The 19,490-nt window shown below is 36.7% G+C and carries 21 protein-coding genes, 2 pseudogenes and 1 riboswitch; of the genes and pseudogenes, 12 read left to right on the top strand and 11 right to left on the bottom strand.

Going from position 1 to position 19,490, the window contains the following annotated elements:
* The first annotated feature begins 1 nt into the window (after position 1).
* The 10 genes and pseudogenes from QRD39_RS00940 (at position 2) to QRD39_RS00895 (ending at position 8,781) form a co-directional block, all read left to right on the top strand.
* Complete coding sequence (locus QRD39_RS00940) at positions 2 to 2,083, top strand: DUF262 domain-containing protein (RefSeq protein ID WP_285955340.1); 2,082 nt, start codon at positions 2 to 4, stop codon at positions 2,081 to 2,083.
* A 229-nt stretch (positions 2,084 to 2,312) separates the two neighbouring features.
* Entirely contained in the window at positions 2,313 to 3,320 is a 1,008-nt protein-coding gene (locus QRD39_RS00935; RefSeq protein WP_285955339.1) for a helix-turn-helix transcriptional regulator, read from the top strand.
* A 210-nt stretch (positions 3,321 to 3,530) separates the two neighbouring features.
* On the top strand, positions 3,531 to 3,800 hold the full coding sequence (locus QRD39_RS00930; protein WP_084870027.1) for a hypothetical protein: 270 nt from the start codon (positions 3,531 to 3,533) through the stop codon (positions 3,798 to 3,800).
* Between the two features lie 186 nt (positions 3,801 to 3,986).
* Positions 3,987 to 4,145: a hypothetical protein gene (locus tag QRD39_RS00925; RefSeq protein ID WP_285955338.1), complete on the top strand. Its 159-nt coding sequence runs from the start codon at positions 3,987 to 3,989 to the stop codon at positions 4,143 to 4,145.
* Positions 4,146 to 4,499: 354 nt separating this feature from the next.
* Positions 4,500 to 5,015 carry a DUF3592 domain-containing protein gene (locus tag QRD39_RS00920; RefSeq protein WP_285955337.1) on the top strand — a complete coding sequence of 172 codons (516 nt, stop codon included), beginning with the start codon at positions 4,500 to 4,502 and terminating at the stop codon, positions 5,013 to 5,015.
* Positions 5,016 to 5,225: 210 nt separating this feature from the next.
* Positions 5,226 to 5,405 (top strand): annotated as a pseudogene (locus tag QRD39_RS00915) (ABC-2 family transporter protein); the annotation flags it as partial.
* A 38-nt stretch (positions 5,406 to 5,443) separates the two neighbouring features.
* Positions 5,444 to 5,905 (top strand): GNAT family N-acetyltransferase, encoded by a 462-nt coding sequence (locus QRD39_RS00910; RefSeq protein WP_285955412.1) that lies wholly within the window; start codon positions 5,444 to 5,446, stop codon positions 5,903 to 5,905.
* 216 nt (positions 5,906 to 6,121) lie between these two features.
* On the top strand, positions 6,122 to 7,027 hold the full coding sequence (locus QRD39_RS00905) for a hypothetical protein (RefSeq protein WP_285955336.1): 906 nt from the start codon (positions 6,122 to 6,124) through the stop codon (positions 7,025 to 7,027).
* Complete coding sequence (locus QRD39_RS00900) at positions 7,005 to 7,913, top strand: hypothetical protein (RefSeq protein ID WP_285955335.1); 909 nt, start codon at positions 7,005 to 7,007, stop codon at positions 7,911 to 7,913. Before QRD39_RS00905 ends, QRD39_RS00900 begins: the two co-directional genes overlap by 23 nt.
* Positions 7,891 to 8,781, top strand: coding sequence for a hypothetical protein (locus QRD39_RS00895; RefSeq protein WP_285955334.1), 891 nt, complete (start codon positions 7,891 to 7,893; stop codon positions 8,779 to 8,781). The genes QRD39_RS00900 and QRD39_RS00895 overlap by 23 nt, the downstream gene beginning before the upstream one ends.
* Positions 8,782 to 8,891: 110 nt before the next feature.
* Here the strand turns inward: QRD39_RS00895 and QRD39_RS00890 are convergent.
* From QRD39_RS00890 to sdaAB, 3 genes and pseudogenes are all read right to left on the bottom strand, one after another.
* Positions 8,892 to 9,020, bottom strand: a pseudogene (locus QRD39_RS00890) (helix-turn-helix domain-containing protein); the annotation flags it as partial.
* 224 nt (positions 9,021 to 9,244) lie between these two features.
* The gene (gene sdaAA / locus QRD39_RS00885; RefSeq protein ID WP_143567133.1) at positions 9,245 to 10,114 is read right to left on the bottom strand and encodes an L-serine ammonia-lyase, iron-sulfur-dependent, subunit alpha; all 870 of its coding nucleotides are present in this window, start codon (positions 10,112 to 10,114) and stop codon (positions 9,245 to 9,247) included.
* Between the two features lie 12 nt (positions 10,115 to 10,126).
* Positions 10,127 to 10,798 carry an L-serine ammonia-lyase, iron-sulfur-dependent subunit beta gene (gene sdaAB / locus QRD39_RS00880; protein ID WP_285955333.1) on the bottom strand — a complete coding sequence of 224 codons (672 nt, stop codon included), beginning with the start codon at positions 10,796 to 10,798 and terminating at the stop codon, positions 10,127 to 10,129.
* A 479-nt stretch (positions 10,799 to 11,277) separates the two neighbouring features.
* On the opposite strand from sdaAB, the gene thiD reads away from it, so the two are divergent.
* Positions 11,278 to 12,069, top strand: coding sequence for a bifunctional hydroxymethylpyrimidine kinase/phosphomethylpyrimidine kinase (gene thiD, locus QRD39_RS00875; RefSeq protein WP_285955332.1), 792 nt, complete (start codon positions 11,278 to 11,280; stop codon positions 12,067 to 12,069).
* A gap of 185 nt (positions 12,070 to 12,254) precedes the next feature.
* Here thiD and thiE read toward each other — a convergent pair whose 3' ends face one another.
* The 8 genes from thiE to QRD39_RS00835 form a co-directional block, all read right to left on the bottom strand.
* Complete coding sequence (thiE, locus tag QRD39_RS00870) at positions 12,255 to 12,887, bottom strand: thiamine phosphate synthase (RefSeq protein ID WP_285955331.1); 633 nt, start codon at positions 12,885 to 12,887, stop codon at positions 12,255 to 12,257.
* On the bottom strand, positions 12,880 to 13,683 hold the full coding sequence (gene thiM / locus QRD39_RS00865; RefSeq protein WP_285955330.1) for a hydroxyethylthiazole kinase: 804 nt from the start codon (positions 13,681 to 13,683) through the stop codon (positions 12,880 to 12,882). Before thiM ends, thiE begins: the two co-directional genes overlap by 8 nt.
* Positions 13,683 to 14,207: an energy coupling factor transporter S component ThiW gene (gene thiW / locus QRD39_RS00860; RefSeq protein ID WP_285955329.1), complete on the bottom strand. Its 525-nt coding sequence runs from the start codon at positions 14,205 to 14,207 to the stop codon at positions 13,683 to 13,685. The genes thiM and thiW overlap by 1 nt, the downstream gene beginning before the upstream one ends.
* Before the next feature lie 6 nt (positions 14,208 to 14,213).
* Positions 14,214 to 14,903 carry a thiaminase II gene (tenA, locus tag QRD39_RS00855; RefSeq protein WP_285955328.1) on the bottom strand — a complete coding sequence of 230 codons (690 nt, stop codon included), beginning with the start codon at positions 14,901 to 14,903 and terminating at the stop codon, positions 14,214 to 14,216.
* Positions 14,904 to 14,913: 10 nt separating this feature from the next.
* Positions 14,914 to 15,564 (bottom strand): energy-coupling factor transporter transmembrane component T, encoded by a 651-nt coding sequence (locus QRD39_RS00850; RefSeq protein WP_285955327.1) that lies wholly within the window; start codon positions 15,562 to 15,564, stop codon positions 14,914 to 14,916.
* Between the two features lies 1 nt (position 15,565).
* On the bottom strand, positions 15,566 to 16,951 hold the full coding sequence (locus tag QRD39_RS00845; RefSeq protein WP_285955326.1) for an ATP-binding cassette domain-containing protein: 1,386 nt from the start codon (positions 16,949 to 16,951) through the stop codon (positions 15,566 to 15,568).
* The gene (locus QRD39_RS00840) at positions 16,952 to 17,512 is read right to left on the bottom strand and encodes an ECF transporter S component (protein ID WP_008534899.1); all 561 of its coding nucleotides are present in this window, start codon (positions 17,510 to 17,512) and stop codon (positions 16,952 to 16,954) included. It abuts the gene before it with no gap.
* A 151-nt stretch (positions 17,513 to 17,663) separates the two neighbouring features.
* A riboswitch (TPP riboswitch) is annotated at positions 17,664 to 17,752 on the bottom strand.
* Between the two features lie 274 nt (positions 17,753 to 18,026).
* Entirely contained in the window at positions 18,027 to 18,569 is a 543-nt protein-coding gene (locus QRD39_RS00835) for a biotin transporter BioY (protein ID WP_285955325.1), read from the bottom strand.
* 191 nt (positions 18,570 to 18,760) lie between these two features.
* On the opposite strand from QRD39_RS00835, the gene pynA reads away from it, so the two are divergent.
* On the top strand, positions 18,761 to 19,456 hold the full coding sequence (pynA, locus tag QRD39_RS00830; RefSeq protein ID WP_285955324.1) for a pyrimidine 5'-nucleotidase PynA: 696 nt from the start codon (positions 18,761 to 18,763) through the stop codon (positions 19,454 to 19,456).
* Positions 19,457 to 19,490 lie beyond the last annotated feature (34 nt).

Raw genomic sequence — 19,490 nt, 5'->3', positions numbered from 1 at the left:
CATGCAAGAGATTAACGCAAAATATAACTTAAAATCATTGTTAGAAAATTATCGAGTCGTAATTCCATTGATTCAGCGAGACTATGCACAAGGTAGAAAGGATAAAAGAACCACCGAAGTTCGAAAAAAATTACTCCAGGATATTAATACTGCCTTAATTGACACAAACATTGGGCCACTCGATTTGAATTTTATTTATGGAAAATCAACTAATGGGAAGTTTATTCCATTAGATGGGCAGCAACGTCTGACAACTCTATTCTTGGTTTATCTTTTTGCTTATAGAGATAATGATGACTGTGACTTTTTGGGGAATTTTTCTTATAAAACTAGAAATTCTTCTACAAAATTCTTCAAGAGTCTAGTTGAGAATAGAAAAAATTTCTTTACAGAAACAAAAAGTCCTTCTGAAATCATAAAAGATGAGTCATGGTTTGCAGATTCATGGCAGTTAGATCCAACTGTACAAGGTGCCTTGAAGACACTAGATGACATTTCTGATTCTTTTGATTATGAGTTTGATTATGTTTCAGTTTTATCAGATGCTAATAACCAAAAACTTGTGTTCAATTTCCTTGATATAGATAAACTTGGTTCAGAAGATGAGCTCTATATCAAACTGAATTCTAGGGGGCGTCCGTTAACTGACTTTGAAAAGTTCAAAGCAAGATTTATTGATAGAATAAAGAAAATAGATGGTCATTTAGAAAGGGAATTTTCTCAAAATATTGATACGAAATGGACTGATGTTATTTGGAATATTGATAAAAATGCCTTTGACACCAACTTTTTAAATTTATTTGAAATTGCACTTATCAATAATTTAGATAGCCTTGATTATTCTAAACGTGATAATTGGACTCTTGAAATCGACTTTGAAACTATAGAAATGAGTCATATAAAAATAATTGTATCTGTTCTTGATTTCCTCTCCAAGAATAAAATGACTGATGCTTCATCTATCTTAGAACGTTCAATAGTCAAAAAAACTCTGAAGGATAGGGTTTATTTTCACGTTATTTCAACATTCCTTGAACATCAGGGTGATACATTAGATACTAGCTATAAAAACTGGTATCGTATCTTTAGGAACTTGATTAATAACTCAGTTATAGATTCTCAAGATTCATATGAACGGGCAATCAAGGGGATTAATGAACAAATCGAACATACTTCAGACCTGCTAGAATATCTAGCCGAGGGAAATAGAATTAATGGTTTCAGTATTGACCAAGTTGACGAAGAGATTGAAAAAGCTAAATTGATAACAGCAGATGATTCCTATAGAGAGATTATTGAAGTTGCTGAAAATCATCGCTATTTTGATGGTCAGATCCGAAGTTGCTTTTACTTCGAAGCGACTGATTTGCCAAGCAGAAAGATTGATGTTATTTCAATCTATTGGAATAAAATAGCAAAAATGTTTAGTGAAACAAACCCTAAAGAAGGTCTATTAATGCGGGCAGCTTTGCTGTCTCTAGGAGACTATACAATGACTACAGCTAATAATTATAAAACGCTGTGTCAGGATAATCCAAATGATGGGTCTGCACCAAGTCTCAAAAGTTTATTTTCATCTCGAAATGAGTATGTCAAAAAACTACTTGATGAACTTGATATTACCAAGCCACTAGAGGTTGAATATCGTCGTATTATCCAAGACAATATAAGTCATCTCCCCCCTCAGGAATGGCGTTATGCTTTCATTTCTTATTATGAAACCATGTTTAGTAAAATGAATTTTTCACAATATAGAATGAAATCTCCGTTCTGGCTTAATAGAGCAGAAGAGATGTTGTTAATTCCCAATAAGAGCTCTAGTGCCAGAAATTTTGATATTCATTTGATAGCCCTAGAAGAAAAACTAAAGGAATTTGGAATACAATCTTATTATGAAAGAGAAAAAGGTATTGAAAGTACCAATAGGATACTTTATGTAAATGAAGTATATGAAGTCAGATTTCGAGGAAATCATTTTAGCATAAATAAAGTAGGTGGTGAAGAAGCAGAGGAAGAGCATCTTGATCCTAGGCTATCATTTTTGGATATAGCACAATTATTGAAAAATAAAATACACTATTAATATCAAGAGGGCTAGTGAAATTCACACTGGCCTTTGTGTATTAAATCTCAATTTTTATTGTAAGCTAGTACAAAAAAGACTAGATATTATTACGAACAGAATTAGGATAATTTTTCAATTTTCAAAGGGACTTTGAGTTTTTTAGACAAGTATTGAAAGTAAAAGCATACTAAAGTAGAGGCTAATGATATTATATTCTATAAGTTATAATCAAGCATGAGGTCGAATAATGAAAGAAGAAAATAATTTGCAAGGGAAAACCTGTCGTCTCTTATATTTTATGTCTGAATTGGAAAAGGGGCATAAGGTTAATAAAACTGATTACCTTAAACGTTTTAATATCGCCGAGCGAACCTTTAAAGATGATTTAAGGGAAATAAAGGAAAATCTAAAAGTACTTAGAGATGACATGAAAATAAAGTATTCTCGACTTGCAGGAACCTATGAGGCAGAATATAACCATGGTTATGGTAACTTAAAGTACAACCAGGCCGTTATCTTGTCTAAGATTCTTTTAGAAAGTAGAGCACTACGTGTTGAGGAAGTTAGAGAAATCATTGACACCTTTGTAGAGCGAGCTGTTGATGATAGGGAACGTCAGCGTATTAGAAACTTTACGGAACGGGAACTAGAGGAGTATAAGGAATTATCGATTTACAGAGACAATAAGAGTAAATCTATCTTACCTCATCTATCCGCTATTTTTGATGCAATTGAAAATCAGAAACCTCTTTCTTTTAAGTATACGAAATACCAAGGTAAGGATGCCGATTATGATGTGTTACCGGTCTCGATTATGTTTAATGATCATTATTTTTATTGTATGGCATATAAAGTTGAAGAAAAATATGGAAGATTAAGAATAGATACAAGGAGTCTTCGTAATTTCAGACTGGATCGTTTTAAAACTGTTCATCGTTCGAAGCATAATACAGAACTAATATTAAGTTCTGAGGAATTAACTCAAATTTTGTCAGATAGTGATGTTCGTTATCATACTTTCTTGATGTTTTCAGATACGGAAAAATTTCGGATTAGATTCAGATATGTTGGTCAGTTTTGGGAAGTACTTGAAGATGATATCCCTGCACTTAAAGTTATCGAGAAAGATACAAGGAGTACAGTTCCTAGGGTAATATATGAAATTGAAACCTATGGCAGAGATAGTTTTCAACGTTATATTGATCGATTTAATGGGGTGTTTACTATACTTGAACTTGAAAAAATAAATAAGTAAAACTGACACTTTTTTTTAATAGCATTTCGCAAAAAAACAGAAGTACGTTTTATACGTACTTTTTTTGTTGTATTGTTTGAAAGTATAAAACAGATGGACAATGATGTGTTTAAGGTACTTGTATTGTGTGTTTCTGGTGATAAAATATAGTTATAAAGAAATAATGCAAAACAAAAGTACAGCATTTATTACCAAAAGGAGGAAAGCAAAATGTCTAAAATTAGAAAGATTATTTATAGAAACAAAATGAAACTAATGGAGAACAGACACTCAACAAAAGGTGTTTACTGTCATGGAGCTAAAAAAAATAAAATAGTTTATGAAACTAATGCCAAAGCGCTTCGTGCAGTAATGTTGTGTGAGGATCAAACCATTCGTACTTATTATTGTCATTATTGTGCAGGATTTCATACAACCTCAAGACCTGAACATGATGAATTAGATGATTTGTATATGTTTGCGAGAGCATATGTTTGTTAATGGTTAACACTAATAATTAACATAAACAAGGAAAACACATCTTTTCAGTGTGAAGTGTTGAAATTCATTCAATAGTTGAGAACTAAGAAATTTTATTTTAAAGGGAGAGAAATTATTATGAACCTTATCATATTTTTTACCACAATTAATGTGTTAACCTTCATGGCGTATGGAATTCTTTTTTGTATGAAATTAAAAAATAAGCGACTTGAAAAAGAAATCGAAATGTTAAAAGCTCGAAGAAAGATATACATGGCCATTCTGGAGGATGACGAAGATGCATTGTTAGACATTATGAAGAATGACAAAGAGTTATTGTTAGATGTGATAAATGAATTTTTTTAATTTTTCGATTTTTAGATGAAGACGTTCATCTTTTCCATAGCTTGGTAGTAAAGCTAAGTATTAAAACTTACAACTACTTGAAGCAATTGTTCAAAGGAATTTTTACCATGGTGTAAAGTTATGACTTATACTCACCGCACTCAAAAAAGGAATTATTTTCAATATTTTTAGAGTTTCTATCTTTAAGTCACCATATGGTGGCTTTTTTGTGGCTTATAATCTATCTAAACATTCACAAGCAAGCCAAGCCCAGACATGGTAAAATGGAGTGAGTTGTGCTTATTCCAGTGAGCAAAATACAAAGACTAATGTGGGAGAATCAAATGGTAAAAATTATCTTTGAGGTGGAAAATCATGTCTAAGTTACAGATTATATTTTTAGCTTGGCCCATAAGCTTCGCCGTTTTGTCATTTACAATATTTCTTTTTCGCTATTTGTATCTCAAAGAACTTAATCGTAAAAAGAGGTCTACAGAGAGCATAAAAGGTAGCGTAGTTGGCTATAGATACTATACTGATGCCATTGCTCCGATTGTAGAGTATGTCGTCAATGGTAAAGCTTTTAGAAGAAGTCTGGAGTATGAGTGGGTCACGACAGTTTCACTTCCTTGGAAGAGTTCCAAAGCCACCTCAAATCCAGACTTGTTGGCTAAAAGACTTGTTCTATACACCAATTCGTCAGTGCCATATACCGCCAAGGATTTTTTTCCATTAGGATCAACCCTGACGGTTTGGTACAATCCAGATAATCCCAAAGAATCCTATGTCGAACGTTTTTGTGGAGCTGTGAAAGTTTATAAATTTACTTATTGGACATTGGTTTTGACGCTTGTTTTCATCACGATTATTTGTTTGACTATAGCAATCTGATAAATGCTTTATATTATACATTCTGATTCTGTCTTTTTAGACAGATTTTTTTGTTTTCTTTAAGTATCAACACTATTTTCTCTTTTGCGAGAATAACACTTGGTTTCCTTTTTTAACTGCTTTATAATAGAGTCATACTGATGCCTTCTGCTGTGATAAAGAAGACAGATTTTAGGAGATGAGAAATCGTGTTTGAATGTTTAGGAGCAGCTTCTAGGCTTTATCGTACCAGTTGCTTTTACGGCTTACTATCCTGCCAGTTATTTCTTGCAGGGCAAGGATGGGCTCTTTAACATCGGTGGTTTGATTTTGATTTCTCTTGTCTTCTTTTTCATTTCCTTGAAACTATGGGACAGGGGATTGGATGCCTATGAAAGTGCTGGATCGTAAGAGGGAAAGTAAAACTAAAATCAAGAAAGGAACTTATGATGTTTACAATCGAAGAAGTCAAGGATGAAGATCAAAAAATGGCAGTTGTCGCTGAGGTTTTAAAGGATTTGCCAGAATGGTTTGGAATACCTGAAAGCACGCAAGCATACATCGAAGGAGCCAAGGAATTGCAAGTTTGGGCAGCCTATCAGGAGAGTGAGTTGACTGGATTTGTAAGCTTGTCCTATTCTAGTGAAGAGTGTGCAGAGATTGATTGTCTCGGCGTAAAAAAGGCTTATCAAGGTAGAGGAATTGGGAGTCAATTGCTTGCGACTTTAGAAAGAGAAGCAGGCAAACAAGTAGACTACCTACAGGTAAAAACAGTGGCAGAAGGTTCAAATAAAGATTATGACCGAACAAATGTCTTTTATCGAAGTGTTGGTTTTAAAAAATTAGAGATTTTTCCTCAACTATGGGATTCCCAAAATCCTTGCCAGATTTTGATAAAGAAAATCGTTTAAAACTTGCTGACAAAAAATTGAGAGTTATTTTATTCGTTCAATCGTGCTGATAGATCCTGATTTGTCCAGAGAATAGCTAGAGGCTCAGTTAAACACAGACTCTACACTAGCTGAGAAAACTAAAAAGGTCTGTCTAGATCTTTATGATTTAACCAATCGAAATAGAGATTAATTGGAAGTGCCTGAAAAAACACAAGGAATTATTGAAAGGTAAAAATGAAAAAATCAATCTTTAAAGCTAGTTTTGAGGAGAGTCTCAACCTTGAGGATGACGGGCTTGTGCAGTATCAAAACAAAGATGTTTTCTCTAGGGTGGAAGCCTACTATAAACAAGGAAAACCCACTATAAAATTACGTCTTCAAAGCATTCTTCTGACTTTGGTTGGTCCTATCTTTATCAATTTCATGATTCTAGTTTTCTCACTATCCATTCATGACTCTGATCCTAAAGATTTAACCTTGCCTGTTTCTAAATATCCGCTTTTAACAGCTGATGTTTATGTGGTTTCTTTCTTAATTTGGGTTACTATCATACTGATTGGCAAGTGTATTAAACGAGCCTATTTATTGCCTTATTGTTATCATTTTCATGTCCTAACATACCTCGTTTGGTTAATTCTTGAATTTAATCTACTAGCGATTGATGTGTCTCTGCCGACCTTAACAATTTGGTTCCTGGTCCTTATCTTTGTTTTGCTTGTGTTATCAGGATTACTGATGTTAAGACTTGAAATTGGTATCCTCAAGAATGTGATGTATGACATCAATTCCACAACCTTTCTACCTAATCGAATTGTCAAAAAACTGACGACTTTTGGATCAGGGCTTCTAGGTCTAGCAGTCATTTTGAGTATCCTGCTAAAACGTTTATCTATAACGTTTTCAACCTTGGTAGAGGGAGTAGGACTCTTAGGGATGTGGATTGCTTTCAATCTGATATTGATGGCTTTTCTGATTTTTATGGAATTTCCATGCTATCTCCATGCTTACTACAAATGGAAATATCCTGAAGAATACCGTGACTGGGAAGGAAAGTCATTGGAAGACTGGTATGGTAAGAAGTATTTGAAGAAACACAAGGAGTTGTTGAAAGCTAAAAATGAAAAAGAAATCAATCTTTAAGGCCAGTTTTGAAGAGAGTCTCAATCTCGAAGACGATGCTTCTCTTCAGTATATAAAGAAAGACTATTACGAAAAACTTGGCATAGGCTTAAACAATGGAAAGCCAAGTATTGGTTTTAGAATAAAAAGTATTCTCTACAGTATTTTGTTTGTGTTCGGATGTAACTTTCTTCTTGCCTTATTTGCCTCTTCTTTGGATGTTGCAGAGTCTAAGGATTTAACTCTGCCAGTTCACAAGCCGTCACTCTTGACCCCTGAATTATTTCTGATTTGTTGTTTTATATGGCTGTTACTTGTACTTATTGGAAAATTTGTTCGAAAACCGTTTATTCGTCCATACAGATATCGCTTTCATATGGAGACCTTTTTATTTTGGTTCTGCCTTGAGTTCAATCTCTTGGCCATAACTGTAGCCCTCCCGACCCTAACCTCAGTTGGAATCTGGTTTATTTATATTCTCTTGTTTATCATTGCCCTAATATTCCTTCGTATGGAGAAAAGAAGTTTAAGTACTTGTTTTTTCGGTGAAGAGGCGGGAGAAACTCTTGTTGATAGAATAGTAAGTTTAATCGCCACCTATGGTTCAGGAGTGCTAGGGCTTGCTGTAATCCTCAAAATAATCTTATCGCATTTGGGAGTAGTAGTCTCACAAAGTTTGACTCTATTAGGCTTGTTTTTGACATGGCTAGTCATAGATGTTGGATTCTTGGCAATGGTTATCTTCATGGAGTTGCCCTTATTTTTAGAAGGTTACTACAAATGGAAATACCCTGAAGAATACCGAGACTGGGAAGGCAAGTCAGTAGAAGACTGGTATGGTAAGAAGTATCTGAAGAAACACAAGGAGTTGTTGGAGGCTAAAAATGAAAAAGAAATCAATCTTTAAAGCCAGTTTTGAAGAGAGTTTAAATCTATTAGAAGATGAAATCTCGGGAAAGTATGCTGAGGATCTTTATCAAGATGCTTTAAAAAAAGAAGAATACAGAGGGACCTTGAAGTCGTATGTTTGGCAAATCATCTTAACACTCATTTTTGTGATAGGGCTTAATTGGTGGTTCTTAGCTGTAAATAGTTATTTCTTTTATGAACCAGATAAATCGGAATTCACATTTCCTATTTCAAAAATAAATTTCTTTCCCCCTTGGGTATTTTGGCTTTGTTTGTTCATGTGGTTTTTTCTAATTATAATTGGAAAAGGTTTTAACAAACAATTTATATTAATTTATAGAGGACAATTTCATCTATTAGTTACATACTTACTCTGGATGTTAGTCGAAGTTAATTTGTTTTTCATGACACTTACATATGAAAGTTTAGAGTTTTGGGGAATGACAATTTTTATTGGTTCTATTTTCTTATTTATCTTTCTCATGCTTCGAAATCGTCTCTTCTCATTAAGACAATTAATGTATGGAGATAATAATAATGACGCTGTTAAAAATGACTTTATTGGTAAAATTGTAAAAGCTGTTATGAAATATGGTGGGGCACTAGTTGCACTTTATATGCTTATGAAACTTTTTATGCCACGATTTGGAGAGTTTAAATCTGAGGGATTTATTTTCTTACAAATTTTAGGGATGTGGTATCTTGTCACTCTCGTAATTGTTGCCTTCGAAATCTATCTCATATTCCCCTACATGTTGCAAGGCTACTACAAATGGAAATATCCTGAGGAATACCGTGACTGGGAAGGCAAGTCAGTGGAAGAATGGTATGGGAAGAAGTATTTGAAGAAGCATAATATCAGCTGAAAGTAAAAAATCGAAATAATAAAAGAGGCATCTGAGTTTAACTTCAGATGCTTCTTTGGTAGTTATTACATTTAGAATGAATCATATTAACGATGTTGCTGATATATTTTCTATTTGATGTTTAAATCTTTTTCCATTTCCATTTTAAGATTTTTGATGAAAACTTGGTCGCCGAAGGCTTCGGCTAGTACGGTGGCTGTATGATAGAGATTGGTTGTTTTTTCTATGTTATTCTCAAATTTCTCGGAGATAGTCTGCCTAGCCTTTTGGGATTCTTAGGGATTGCTATTGTAACTATTGGTATTATTGGAAATAGCCTGTTAACAGGCTCAGATTAAGTTTGAACTAATGGTATCACCCCGTTCAGATGAACTGTCCGTATTTTGAAAGTACAATCTCACAAGAAAAAGCTTAGAAGTTATTCTTTGAGAACGCTTCTAAGCTTTTGGGGTTATGGTAATAATTATCCGAAGATTTCTTTTGCCAGTGCCTTACCTTTTGGAGTTGCGGCTAAGCCACCTTCAGCCGTTTCACGAAAGGCTGTTGGCATGGCTGATCCCACCTGATACATAGCATCAACGACTTGATCAACGGGAATAGCCGATGTGATACCTGCTAGAGCCATATCTGCAGCGACTAGGGCAAAGCTTGCACCCATGGCATTACGTTTAACACAAGGTACCTCGACCAAGCCGGCTACAGGGTCACAAATAAGTCCCAACATATTTTTTAGTACAAAGCAAATGGCTTGACTGGCTTGGAAGGGTGTGCCACCAGCAGCCATTGTAATAGCCGCCGCAGCCATAGCAGAGGCAGAGCCAACTTCGGCTTGGCAGCCCCCTTCTGCACCAGAGATAGAGGCGTTATTAGCGATAACAAGCCCGAATGCTCCAGCAGTGAAGAGGAAATCCAGTTGTTGCGACTCGCTCAATCCAAGTTTTTCGATAGCAACCGTGAGTACAGCTGGCAAACAACCTGCTGAACCAGCCGTTGGTGTCGCACAAACCAACCCCATCTTGGCATTAGATTCGTTGACTGCCATGGCATTGCGGGCAGCTCCAAGAACTGCTGAATCAGCCAAGGTCTTTCCTTTTTTGATGTAGGCGTCTAATTTGGCAGCATCACCACCGGTTAAGCCTGTCGGTGATTTTTCTGGAGATAAACCAGCCTGGACGGATTGCTTCATCACTTCAAGGTTTCGGGTCATGAGCTTTAAGATTTCAGAACGGTCACGTCCAGATAGTTCGATTTCAGTGGCAATCATGAGTTCAGCGATATTACCTTGGTAATCATGGTCAGCTTGTTGAACTAATTCTTCAATAGTGTAAAACATGGAAGCCTCCTCTTAACTGAAAAAGTTAACATTGTGTAAATGAGGAATTTTTGCAATCTCAGAGACAGCCTCATCACACTGGTGCGAGTCAATTTCGATAATCATGATGGCTTTCTCACCTGCATTTTCCCGAGTAACAGTCATATGAGCGATATTGATACCGTAGCGAGACAGAATATCAGTTACAAGAGCAATCATTCCTGGCACATCTTGGTGAACAATGATGAGTGTAGGAGTATTCATCTTCAGATTGACCGCAAAACCATTGAGCTCAGTGACTTGGATATTACCTCCACCTATGGAAACACCTGTAGCCGTAATAGTTTTTCTAGCATTTTTTAGAGTAATACGAGTGGTGTTAGGATGTGGCGCATTACTGTGTTTATTGATTTTCCAATAAATCTTAATGCCCTTCTCGTAGGCAATGTCTAAGGCGTGTGGAATGTTAGGGTCATCCGTATCCATACCCAAAATACCAGCTACAAGGGCCACATCTGTCCCATGACCCCGATAGGTTTTAGCAAAAGAATTAAAAAGTTGAAATTCAACTTCTGTGGGAGTTTCACCAAAAATGGCTGAAACAATTTTGCCAATTCGAACCGCTCCAGCAGTATGGCTAGAGGATGGACCTACCATGACAGGACCAATGATGTCAAAAACCGATTGAAATTTTAAATTTTTCATAGTACGCCTCGTTTGATAAATCTTGTATTCCCAGTATACCACGAATTGGCAAGATTAGTTCATTCACTAAAATACTCTTCAATGGAAATAAAAAGCGTATTTTAAGCTTTCTTTAAGGTTTGTTCTGTATAATGAAAAACTGTTAAGTAAGCAAACTTATTTTCATAAAGCTGAGAGGGCGGCCATATGGTCGTCTTTTTTGGGTGGAGTAATACAGAAATCTTAAAAAAATAGGTAAAAATTAATTATGCTACATAACTGAAATTATCCCACTTCCGTCATTACCGAAGTCAGGTTTCAAACACTATTAAGCATACCTATAAAATATGCTATAATTGAAGAGAAAGGAATATCGCTGAGGATTAGAAAGCAGAGAACTATCTCTGTTAGACTATTTTAGTCGAACATAGAAAGTCTTTAATCAAAATTTTTAATTTGTAATCTTTCTTAGCCGTAAAATGTATATTGGGAGGTACAAAATGACTAGTTTACCCGTTGCTTTAACCATTGCTGGTACCGATCCAAGTGGAGGAGCCGGAATTATGGCTGATTTAAAATCTTTCCAAGCTAGAGATGTTTATGGAATGGCTGTAATTACTAGCCTAGTTGCTCAAAATACAAGAGGAGTTCAGTTAATTGAGCATGTCTCTAGTGAGATGCTTAAAGCACAGTTGGAAAGTGTTTTTTCTGATATTTTACCTCAAGCTGTAAAAACTGGCATGCTTGCGACTACGGAAATCATGGAGATTGTCCAACCCTACTTAAAGAGACTTGATTGTCCCTATGTGCTTGATCCTGTGATGGTAGCTACTAGTGGGGATACTTTAATTGATACAAGCGCAAGAGACTATCTCAAAACAAATTTGCTACCTCTTGCAACGATTATTACACCCAATCTTCCTGAAGCAGAAGAAATTGTCGGCTTTTCTATCAAAAACCAAGAAGATATGCAAAAGGCTGGGCGTTTGATCCTAAAAGAATTTGGGCCTCAATCAGTTGTTATCAAAGGAGGACACCTCGAAGGTGCTGCCAAAGATTTCCTCTTCACAAAGGATGAAGAATTTGTCTGGGAAAGTCCACGAATTCAAACTTGCCATACCCATGGTACTGGTTGCACCTTTGCTGCAGTTATCACTGCTGAACTCGCAAAAGGGAAAAGCCTTTATCAAGCAGTAGATAAGGCCAAGGCTTTTATCACAAGAGCTATCCAAGATGCCCCTGAACTTGGGCATGGTTCAGGTCCTGTTAACCATACAACTTATAAAGGTTAAAAAAGAGAGTGGGACAGAAATCGGTAATTCGTTAGAATTCGATTTCGTCGTCCCACCTCCGCACAGTTGAGTAGGGCTGTAAAAGCTGATGAAATCAGCGTAGTAGAGCCCACTCAACCACTGCGTCTTGCTTGACAATCCAAAAACAATTGAGAGGCTAGGACTTTTGTCCCAGCCTCTCTTACTTAGGGGATGATTTGATCTAATTTTGTTAAAAATTCTTGGGTTCTCTTTTCAATATCTCTTGCCTGCATCAAATCACGAACTACTGCGATACCAGCAATATCTGTTCCAGAAAGTTGATGGATATTTTCACAAGTTAAACCTCCAATCGCTACTACTGGAATATTAACTGTTTGGCAGATGTCCTTTAAGGTAGAAATGAGGGTAATAGGGGCATTTTCCTTGGTTGTTGTGGGAAAAATTGCTCCTGTTCCTAAGTAATCCGCCCCAGATTCTTCTGCTTCGAGTGCTCTTTTCACTGTTTTTGCAGTTACACCTAGTATTTTTTCTGTACCCAATACTTGTCTGGCTACTGAAACTGGGAGTTCGTCATCTCCGATATGCAGTCCTGCAGCATCGACAGCTAGGCACACATCCAAACGATCATCGATAATCAAGGGAACTTGGTAGGTATCGGTAGTTTGTTTCACTTTTTTTGCAAGTTCATAATACTGATTGGTTGTGAGATGTTTTTCTCGTAGCTGGACCATGGTAACCCCTGACTGACAAGCTTGCTCAACTTTTTTAAGGAAGGTTTCAAGTGAATCTTGGTAGCGATTCGTAACCAGATACAATCTAAGCGTTTCTTTAAGCATAATAGTCTCCTTTGATTGCATCTAACCAGTTGGCCTCCTTTTTTAAGAGGGACAATTGATTAAGAATTTGAAAACGAAAGTCTTCTAGTCCCATTTCTTGGTCTATAATTTTCTCTGCAGCTATATTCAGATAAGACACTGCGAGACAAGATGCTTCGAAGGCTGTGGTCCCATCACTTAGAAAGACAGTAGCTAGAGCGCCAACAAGATCCCCTGTCCCTGTGATCCAGTCCAGTTCTAGACAACCATTGGTCAAAATTGCAACTTGACTAGCTGAAACGATGAGATCTTTAGGACCAGTAACTAAGAATGTACTTGTTGGATAGCCTTGACACCAGTCTTTCAGGACCCCCACTAAATCTGCTGTTTCTTGATCTTTCTGGCTGGCATCCACTCCAACTCCATGGTGCTTCAAACCCACTAGACTTCGAATTTCAGACATATTTCCCTTAATAATGGTTGGAGAATATTTCAAAATATCCATTGCTAAGGTTTTGCGGATAGGAGAGGCAGAGACGCCAACCACATCTAAAACCATAGGTAGCGAGGATTTAGAGGCAAAGGATGCTACCTTAAGAATCGCTCGCTCCTTGTCAACTGACAAATGCCCTAAATTCAATAAGATAGCTGCACTTTGCTTGGTAAAATCAAGGACCTCTCTGGAGTCATCTGCCATTACTGGCTTAGATCCCAGAGCCAAAATTGCATTAGCGACCATCTCACAGGAAATTTCGTTAGTGATACAATGGATTAAATGACTTTCAGATAGAGGGAAGGGATTTTGGAAGGTATGCATCAGTCAATCCTTTCTTCAAAGAAATAGCTTTGTACCTTTTTAAAGAATTTCTGGGTAATTAAAAATCGAAATGATACAAAAGCTATGGCTGTCCCGATCAAGGTGGCTCCGATAAATCGTGGTGTGTAGATAAACCAGCTAAGTTTTGCAGCTGACCCTGTGAACAATACCATAACAGGATAAGAGACAATAGAGCCGATGATTCCTGTACCGATGATTTCTCCTAAGGCAGAAAAGTAGAATTTTCTACCATATTTGTAAAAGAGTCCGGCTAGCAGAGCTCCAAAGGTAGCTCCTGTTAGGGCCAAAGGAGGAATTCCCTGTGTTGTCATACGGATCAAGGCTGTCACAGTTGCCATGACTAAAGCATAGACGGGTCCCATTATGGTCCCTGCTAAAATATTCACAACACTAGACATAGGTGCCATGCCTTCGATGCGGAAGATAGGTGTTAGGACCACATCAAGTGCAATCATCATGGATAAAACGGTTAATTTATGAATTTGTAATTGGTTGGTTTTCATTTTTCCTTATTCTCCTTTTTCTAAAGCCTGTAAAGTGCTTTTCCATGTTTGATGCTGGTAGGCCATTTCCCAAAACTGTGCTTCCATATGAACACTAATTCGGAAGGCTTCGAGCATTTTTTTCTTATCTAGCTCATCACTTTCCCTGTAGAGTTGATTGACTAGTTCAGTCTCTTCTTTTATTTGCTGTTCAAGTTCATCTGTAATATAAGTTTCAATCCACTTCTGGTAAAGGGCTTCGGGTGAAGGATTAAGATTAAGTGCCTTACCTATATCATGGTACAACCACGGGCACGGGAGCAAGCTCGCAAAAGCAATGGCTACGTTCTCTTCCTCAAATTGACGATAAATATGCGAAATATAATGGTAGCAGGTTGGAGAAATCGGCTGCTCTGCCATTTCCTTGTCATTAATCCCCAACTCCTTGAAAAACTGTTGACGGATAAATAACTCACCTTCGACTAAACTCTGAGCATTTTGTTTCAAAAGTCTCCTCATTTCTTGTTTTGAAGTTTTTTTAGCTAAGTGATCATAGGCTTTTGAAAAGGTATTTAAATAGTAAGCATCCTGAATCAAGTAATAGCGAAAAATGGATGGGTCTAAATTTCCCTTTTGTAACTCTAAAATAAAAGGGTGCTGAAAGGAAGCCTGCCAGGCCTCCCTAGATAATTCCATAGCAATATCTGTAAATTCCATAATAACTCCTTTATAAAAACAGACTGATTTGAAGGGTTAAAAAGATAAGTAGGTAGATGACTTTTGTCTGTCTGGGAATATAAAAGTTCCGATAGGACTTATCTATCATGGCATCTTCATTATATCCATGTGCTGATAAGGCTCTTAAGTATAGATGTTGCCATCTAAAGACGGTAATCAAGACCTTGCTATAAATCAAAGGAGACCAAAAATGCAATTTTTGCCCTCGTAACAAACAGGCCTCCTTTATGGATTTAATTTCTTTTTGAATTAGCGGAAAAGCATTGAAAACCACTAATAAGGCATAGGCCCAAGACCGTGACAATCCCTTTTGTGTCAAATACAAGAGTAACTCTTTTAGTGAGATGCTTGTGATAAATACAATCCCTATACAAACTGTCACAAAACCCCTAGTTCCAAGTAAAACTTCTTGGGAAACATCTCCATGTAAATGAACTGCCCAGTAGTTGGCAAAGGCTGGCAGGATAGCCAAGAAAACCATCCAAATCATCATACGAAACTTGCGATAAAAGCTCATATAGACGATGCAAAAGAAGACAACCGATAGATTGAGAATAACGGATGGAACAAAGGAGGTTTCTAAGGATAGAAGTAGTAAAAAGAGGCTTGTTACCGGAGTTTGAGTGGGGACTTTAACCATTCTATCTCACCTCCGTTTTATCTTCTATACCAAGAGATCTTAGTGGCCTTGTGATAGAAACTTCTTTAAGATATTTTAACCCTGTAGATGTCATTTCAATCCAGTAATCAACCAGTGACACAAGCGGATCTAAACGATGGGAAATAATTAAAAAGCTACGTCCTTTTTGACTATCCTCCCTTATCCACCTACAAACATAATCGCAAGCCCTATCATCTAAACCTGCAAACGGTTCATCTAATAAGACAACAGTAGCTTGACTTGTCATGATCATCAATAATTGAACCATCTTTTGTTGTCCTCCACTTAACTGATAGGGACTCTTATCTAAGGAATTCTCCAAATCAAACAATTGCAGTATTTCCTTGACTCTTTTATCGTTCTCACTATCTAGGTCATCTAACTGGAGCTCTTTTTTGAGACTGGCTCTGATAAACTGCTTATCCGCCTCTTGTACCACATACGTTATCTCATCATATAGACTTTTTTTCTTTTTTAATAGCCTATTCTTCCAACGAATCTTCCCTTTATACTTCTGAAATTGGAGAATGGAACGAAAGAGGGTTGATTTCCCAACACTATTATCCCCTAGGATACAGGAAATCCCTTCATAGAATGTAAAATCAGCAATGGAAAAGAGAGGAGAATTATTTAGGCTACAGGTCATTTGATCCATATGAAAAAGATCCTGACTATAGCCGACTTTCTTTGAAAAAACTTCTCTAGTTTCAGAGGAAGGGATTTTGAATATTTTTTTGATTTCGTCGTCTCTTAGTTCAACCATATGGTCGATATAGGCTTCATAGTCGGATAAATCATGATCACAGAGAATAATCGTTTTACCTGCTTCAACCAGTTCCTTCAAAATCCCAAGTATCTCAAGCCGACTTTTACGATCAATAGATGCAAAGGGTTCGTCTAAAAGATAGACACTAGGATTCATGGCAAAGAGTACTGCTAGGGCCGCTTTCTGTTTTTCTCCCCCTGACAATTGGTGAATCGGACGGTGGAGAATTTTTTGGCTGCTACATTTTTCCACAACTTCCTCTATTTTAGAATCAATCTCTTGAATTGGATAAGCAATATTTTCTAAGGAAAAGACCAATTCCTCAAACAAGGTCTCCATGGTAAATTGATGATGGGGGTTTTGAAATAGGATACCGACTAATTGGACACGTTCTGCTACAGAAAGTTGTCTCATATCAATTCCATCGATAAGAATCTGACCACTATATGGCACTGGACTGAGTTGGGCAATAATTTGAAAAAGGGTTGATTTACCCGAACCACTTTTCCCAACCAACAAAGTAAAAGCTTGGGACTGAAATGTAAAGTCAATCGGCTTTGTGAAAGAGGGATAGACAATCCCCTTTAATTCTACTCCCATCTATGCTTTACTCCTAGAGGAAAACCGATGGTAAAGTTTGACCGTAGTACGAACTAGAATCGCACAGAAGAAAAATACTGATGCAAATCGTACCAAAAGCAAGGATAATACGAAGGGAAGAGAAAAGGCATAGTAACCTAACTTAATGTATTCATAGACAAAGCTAAAGAGTGTAATTCCAATACTATTAGCGGTCAGTGAAAGCCAACTTTCATAACGATTCTTGGTGATAAGAAAGCCGAATTCACTTCCTAAGCCTTGAACCAAACCGGATAATAGAGCTCCTAAACCGAATTGACTACCATAAAGGACTTCAGCAAGGGCAGCTAAAACTTCTCCAATAGTTGCACTACCGATTCGTGGGATGAAAATAGCAGTAATAGGTGCAGCCATACACCAAAGACCAAATAATATTTCGTTGGCAAAAGCCTGCAATCCTAAAGGTGTCAAAATGATAGTGAGAACATCAAATAGATATCCTGAACCTATAAAAACACCACCAAAAAAGATAGACAAGAAAGCAAGTAAGATAACATCTTTTAAACGCCATTTTTTAAACATAAAAATTCCTTTTTAAGACAGTTGGGCATTTAAGAAAGATTTACCACAATACTCTACATCTAGTCTATCTGGTAAAAATTAAAAAACTCCAATTATAATCAAGAATTAGAGTTTTGCTTATAAGATTAGACAGTTTTTTTCGACACACGAAAAAAACCTTTTCACATTTCCCTTCGCCAGTATTAACTGTAGCAGGTTCAATGGGTATCATCTCAGCCTAAAGCACCCCAAATGTCTTTATTATTTTACTTGGCTTTCATTATAACAGAAAATTCTGATATTTTCAAGAGCTAGAATGACTAGGTTATGAATAGACAGTTTGTTAGGAAGCACTTTTTTAGAGATATAAAGATATCGTCACAGAAGCAGACTTGTTTATCCTTAGTCTAGAGCAATTCAAAAATATAGAGTAGGATAGGTTCTATCGTAAATAAAGTAATAATGCCTAAAATTAAACCCACCCAATCTGAATCATTTCTTTACGAAATACCTTCAGACTGAGTGGTATTTTTAGCTATTTTTCAATTTTAAAGTAAGACTGAGATTGAAGTGCTTTTAGTAACAAGAGACTAAATAGTGTTGTTAGGGTAATTTTGATGAGGTCTGGTAGTACAAATGGTAGGACTACCAATTTTAGAGTAGTTGGGATAGGAGAGTGAGTGAAAATTATAAAGCCAATGGCACCTCCGATGAAAAGGACCACTTCACCTAAAAAGTTTGCGATGAAAATTTGTATTAGGTTTTTCTTACGATTTGCAATAAGTGATGTGACTAATGCTCTTAGTGGGAAGAAAAGTAAAAATCCACCAGTTGGTCCAATAAAGGCGTGAAGACCACCATTTCCACCAGAGAAAACTGGCAGACCAATTGCTCCTAATAAAAGGTAAAGTAAAACGGAAAGAGTTGCTTCTTTAGGGCGATACAGTGTAGCAATTAAGCCGATTACTAATGTTTGTAGTGTGATAGGAATAGGTCCTAAAGCAATCTGAAATGGCGATAGAGCTACGATTAAGGCAGCACCTAGTGCAATCAAGGTTATGGAATAAGTTTTGTTCATTTATGTTAACCTCCTAGATATTTTACGTTAACTATTCTATAAAAAGTCACCTCTGATGTCAATATTTTCATCGATAATGTGGTGGTAGGCAGGTATTCACCTTGTTGTCTCAATGGTTGATCAGCTGAATATCAACGATTGTGGGATTGTGGTATAATCAAGTCAGAATGAATTCTGAAAGGATATTAGCCTTGTTATACAAATTTCTATTTTTCGACCTTGATCATACCCTTCTTGATTTTAATGGTGCTGAAGATACTGCTTTAACCTCTTTTCTTGAGGAGGCTGGAGTAGCTCCAAAAGATATTAAGACTTACAAGGATTACTATATTCCGATGAATCGTGCCATGTGGGAAGATTTGAATCATGGCTTGATTACAAAAGCTGAATTGCTTCGTACCCGTTTTTCACGTCTCTTTGCGCATTTTGGCCGAGAAGTTGATGGTGCTTATTTGGCTGAGTGTTATCAAGAGTTTCTGAGTCAACAGGGGCAGGAGTTGCCTCAGGCTCATGCCTTTATAGCTGAAGTTAAGTCACGTGGCTACAAGATTTATGCCGCAACCAATGGTGTTTCTTATATTCAACGTGGTCGTTTGCAGGCTTCAACCCTATTACCATTCTTTGATGCAGTTTTCATCTCAGATGAAGTCGGTGAACACAAACCGTCAAAAGACTTTTTTGATAAAATAGCTGCCCATATCCCTAATTTTGACCCAAAGGCAGCCCTTATGATTGGAGATAGTTTGACAGCTGATATTCAAGGTGCTAATAATGCAAGAATTGATAGCATTTGGTTTAATCCCAAAGGTTTGGCAAATGAAACACCCGCTGTTCCAACCTATCAAGTCAAAAACTACCAAGACATTTTGAACATTTTGAGCAATTAATTTTGTTTCAATATTATTGCTATTTATGGGATTA

This window comes from Streptococcus raffinosi, assembly GCF_030284685.1.
In the GTDB taxonomy this organism is placed as follows: Bacteria; Bacillota; Bacilli; order Lactobacillales; family Streptococcaceae; genus Streptococcus; species Streptococcus raffinosi.
This window is presented reverse-complemented; position numbering and strand designations above follow the sequence as displayed.

What these genes read in the sequence shown, in the direction of transcription:
- QRD39_RS00940 (WP_285955340.1), top strand. Translation starts at nt 2, where the DNA reads ATGCAAGAGATTAACGCAAAATATAACTTAAAATCATTGTTAGAAAAT.
- QRD39_RS00935 (WP_285955339.1), top strand. Translation starts at nt 2,313, where the DNA reads ATGAAAGAAGAAAATAATTTGCAAGGGAAAACCTGTCGTCTCTTATAT.
- QRD39_RS00930 (WP_084870027.1), top strand. Translation starts at nt 3,531, where the DNA reads ATGTCTAAAATTAGAAAGATTATTTATAGAAACAAAATGAAACTAATG.
- QRD39_RS00925 (WP_285955338.1), top strand. Translation starts at nt 3,987, where the DNA reads ATGAAATTAAAAAATAAGCGACTTGAAAAAGAAATCGAAATGTTAAAA.
- QRD39_RS00920 (WP_285955337.1), top strand. Translation starts at nt 4,500, where the DNA reads ATGTCTAAGTTACAGATTATATTTTTAGCTTGGCCCATAAGCTTCGCC.
- QRD39_RS00910 (WP_285955412.1), top strand. Translation starts at nt 5,444, where the DNA reads ATGTTTACAATCGAAGAAGTCAAGGATGAAGATCAAAAAATGGCAGTT.
- QRD39_RS00905 (WP_285955336.1), top strand. Translation starts at nt 6,122, where the DNA reads ATGAAAAAATCAATCTTTAAAGCTAGTTTTGAGGAGAGTCTCAACCTT.
- QRD39_RS00900 (WP_285955335.1), top strand. Translation starts at nt 7,005, where the DNA reads ATGAAAAAGAAATCAATCTTTAAGGCCAGTTTTGAAGAGAGTCTCAAT.
- QRD39_RS00895 (WP_285955334.1), top strand. Translation starts at nt 7,891, where the DNA reads ATGAAAAAGAAATCAATCTTTAAAGCCAGTTTTGAAGAGAGTTTAAAT.
- sdaAA (WP_143567133.1), bottom strand. Translation starts at nt 10,114, where the DNA reads ATGTTTTACACTATTGAAGAATTAGTTCAACAAGCTGACCATGATTAC.
- sdaAB (WP_285955333.1), bottom strand. Translation starts at nt 10,798, where the DNA reads ATGAAAAATTTAAAATTTCAATCGGTTTTTGACATCATTGGTCCTGTC.
- thiD (WP_285955332.1), top strand. Translation starts at nt 11,278, where the DNA reads ATGACTAGTTTACCCGTTGCTTTAACCATTGCTGGTACCGATCCAAGT.
- thiE (WP_285955331.1), bottom strand. Translation starts at nt 12,887, where the DNA reads ATGCTTAAAGAAACGCTTAGATTGTATCTGGTTACGAATCGCTACCAA.
- thiM (WP_285955330.1), bottom strand. Translation starts at nt 13,683, where the DNA reads ATGCATACCTTCCAAAATCCCTTCCCTCTATCTGAAAGTCATTTAATC.
- thiW (WP_285955329.1), bottom strand. Translation starts at nt 14,207, where the DNA reads ATGAAAACCAACCAATTACAAATTCATAAATTAACCGTTTTATCCATG.
- tenA (WP_285955328.1), bottom strand. Translation starts at nt 14,903, where the DNA reads ATGGAATTTACAGATATTGCTATGGAATTATCTAGGGAGGCCTGGCAG.
- QRD39_RS00850 (WP_285955327.1), bottom strand. Translation starts at nt 15,564, where the DNA reads ATGGTTAAAGTCCCCACTCAAACTCCGGTAACAAGCCTCTTTTTACTA.
- QRD39_RS00845 (WP_285955326.1), bottom strand. Translation starts at nt 16,951, where the DNA reads ATGGGAGTAGAATTAAAGGGGATTGTCTATCCCTCTTTCACAAAGCCG.
- QRD39_RS00840 (WP_008534899.1), bottom strand. Translation starts at nt 17,512, where the DNA reads ATGTTTAAAAAATGGCGTTTAAAAGATGTTATCTTACTTGCTTTCTTG.
- QRD39_RS00835 (WP_285955325.1), bottom strand. Translation starts at nt 18,569, where the DNA reads ATGAACAAAACTTATTCCATAACCTTGATTGCACTAGGTGCTGCCTTA.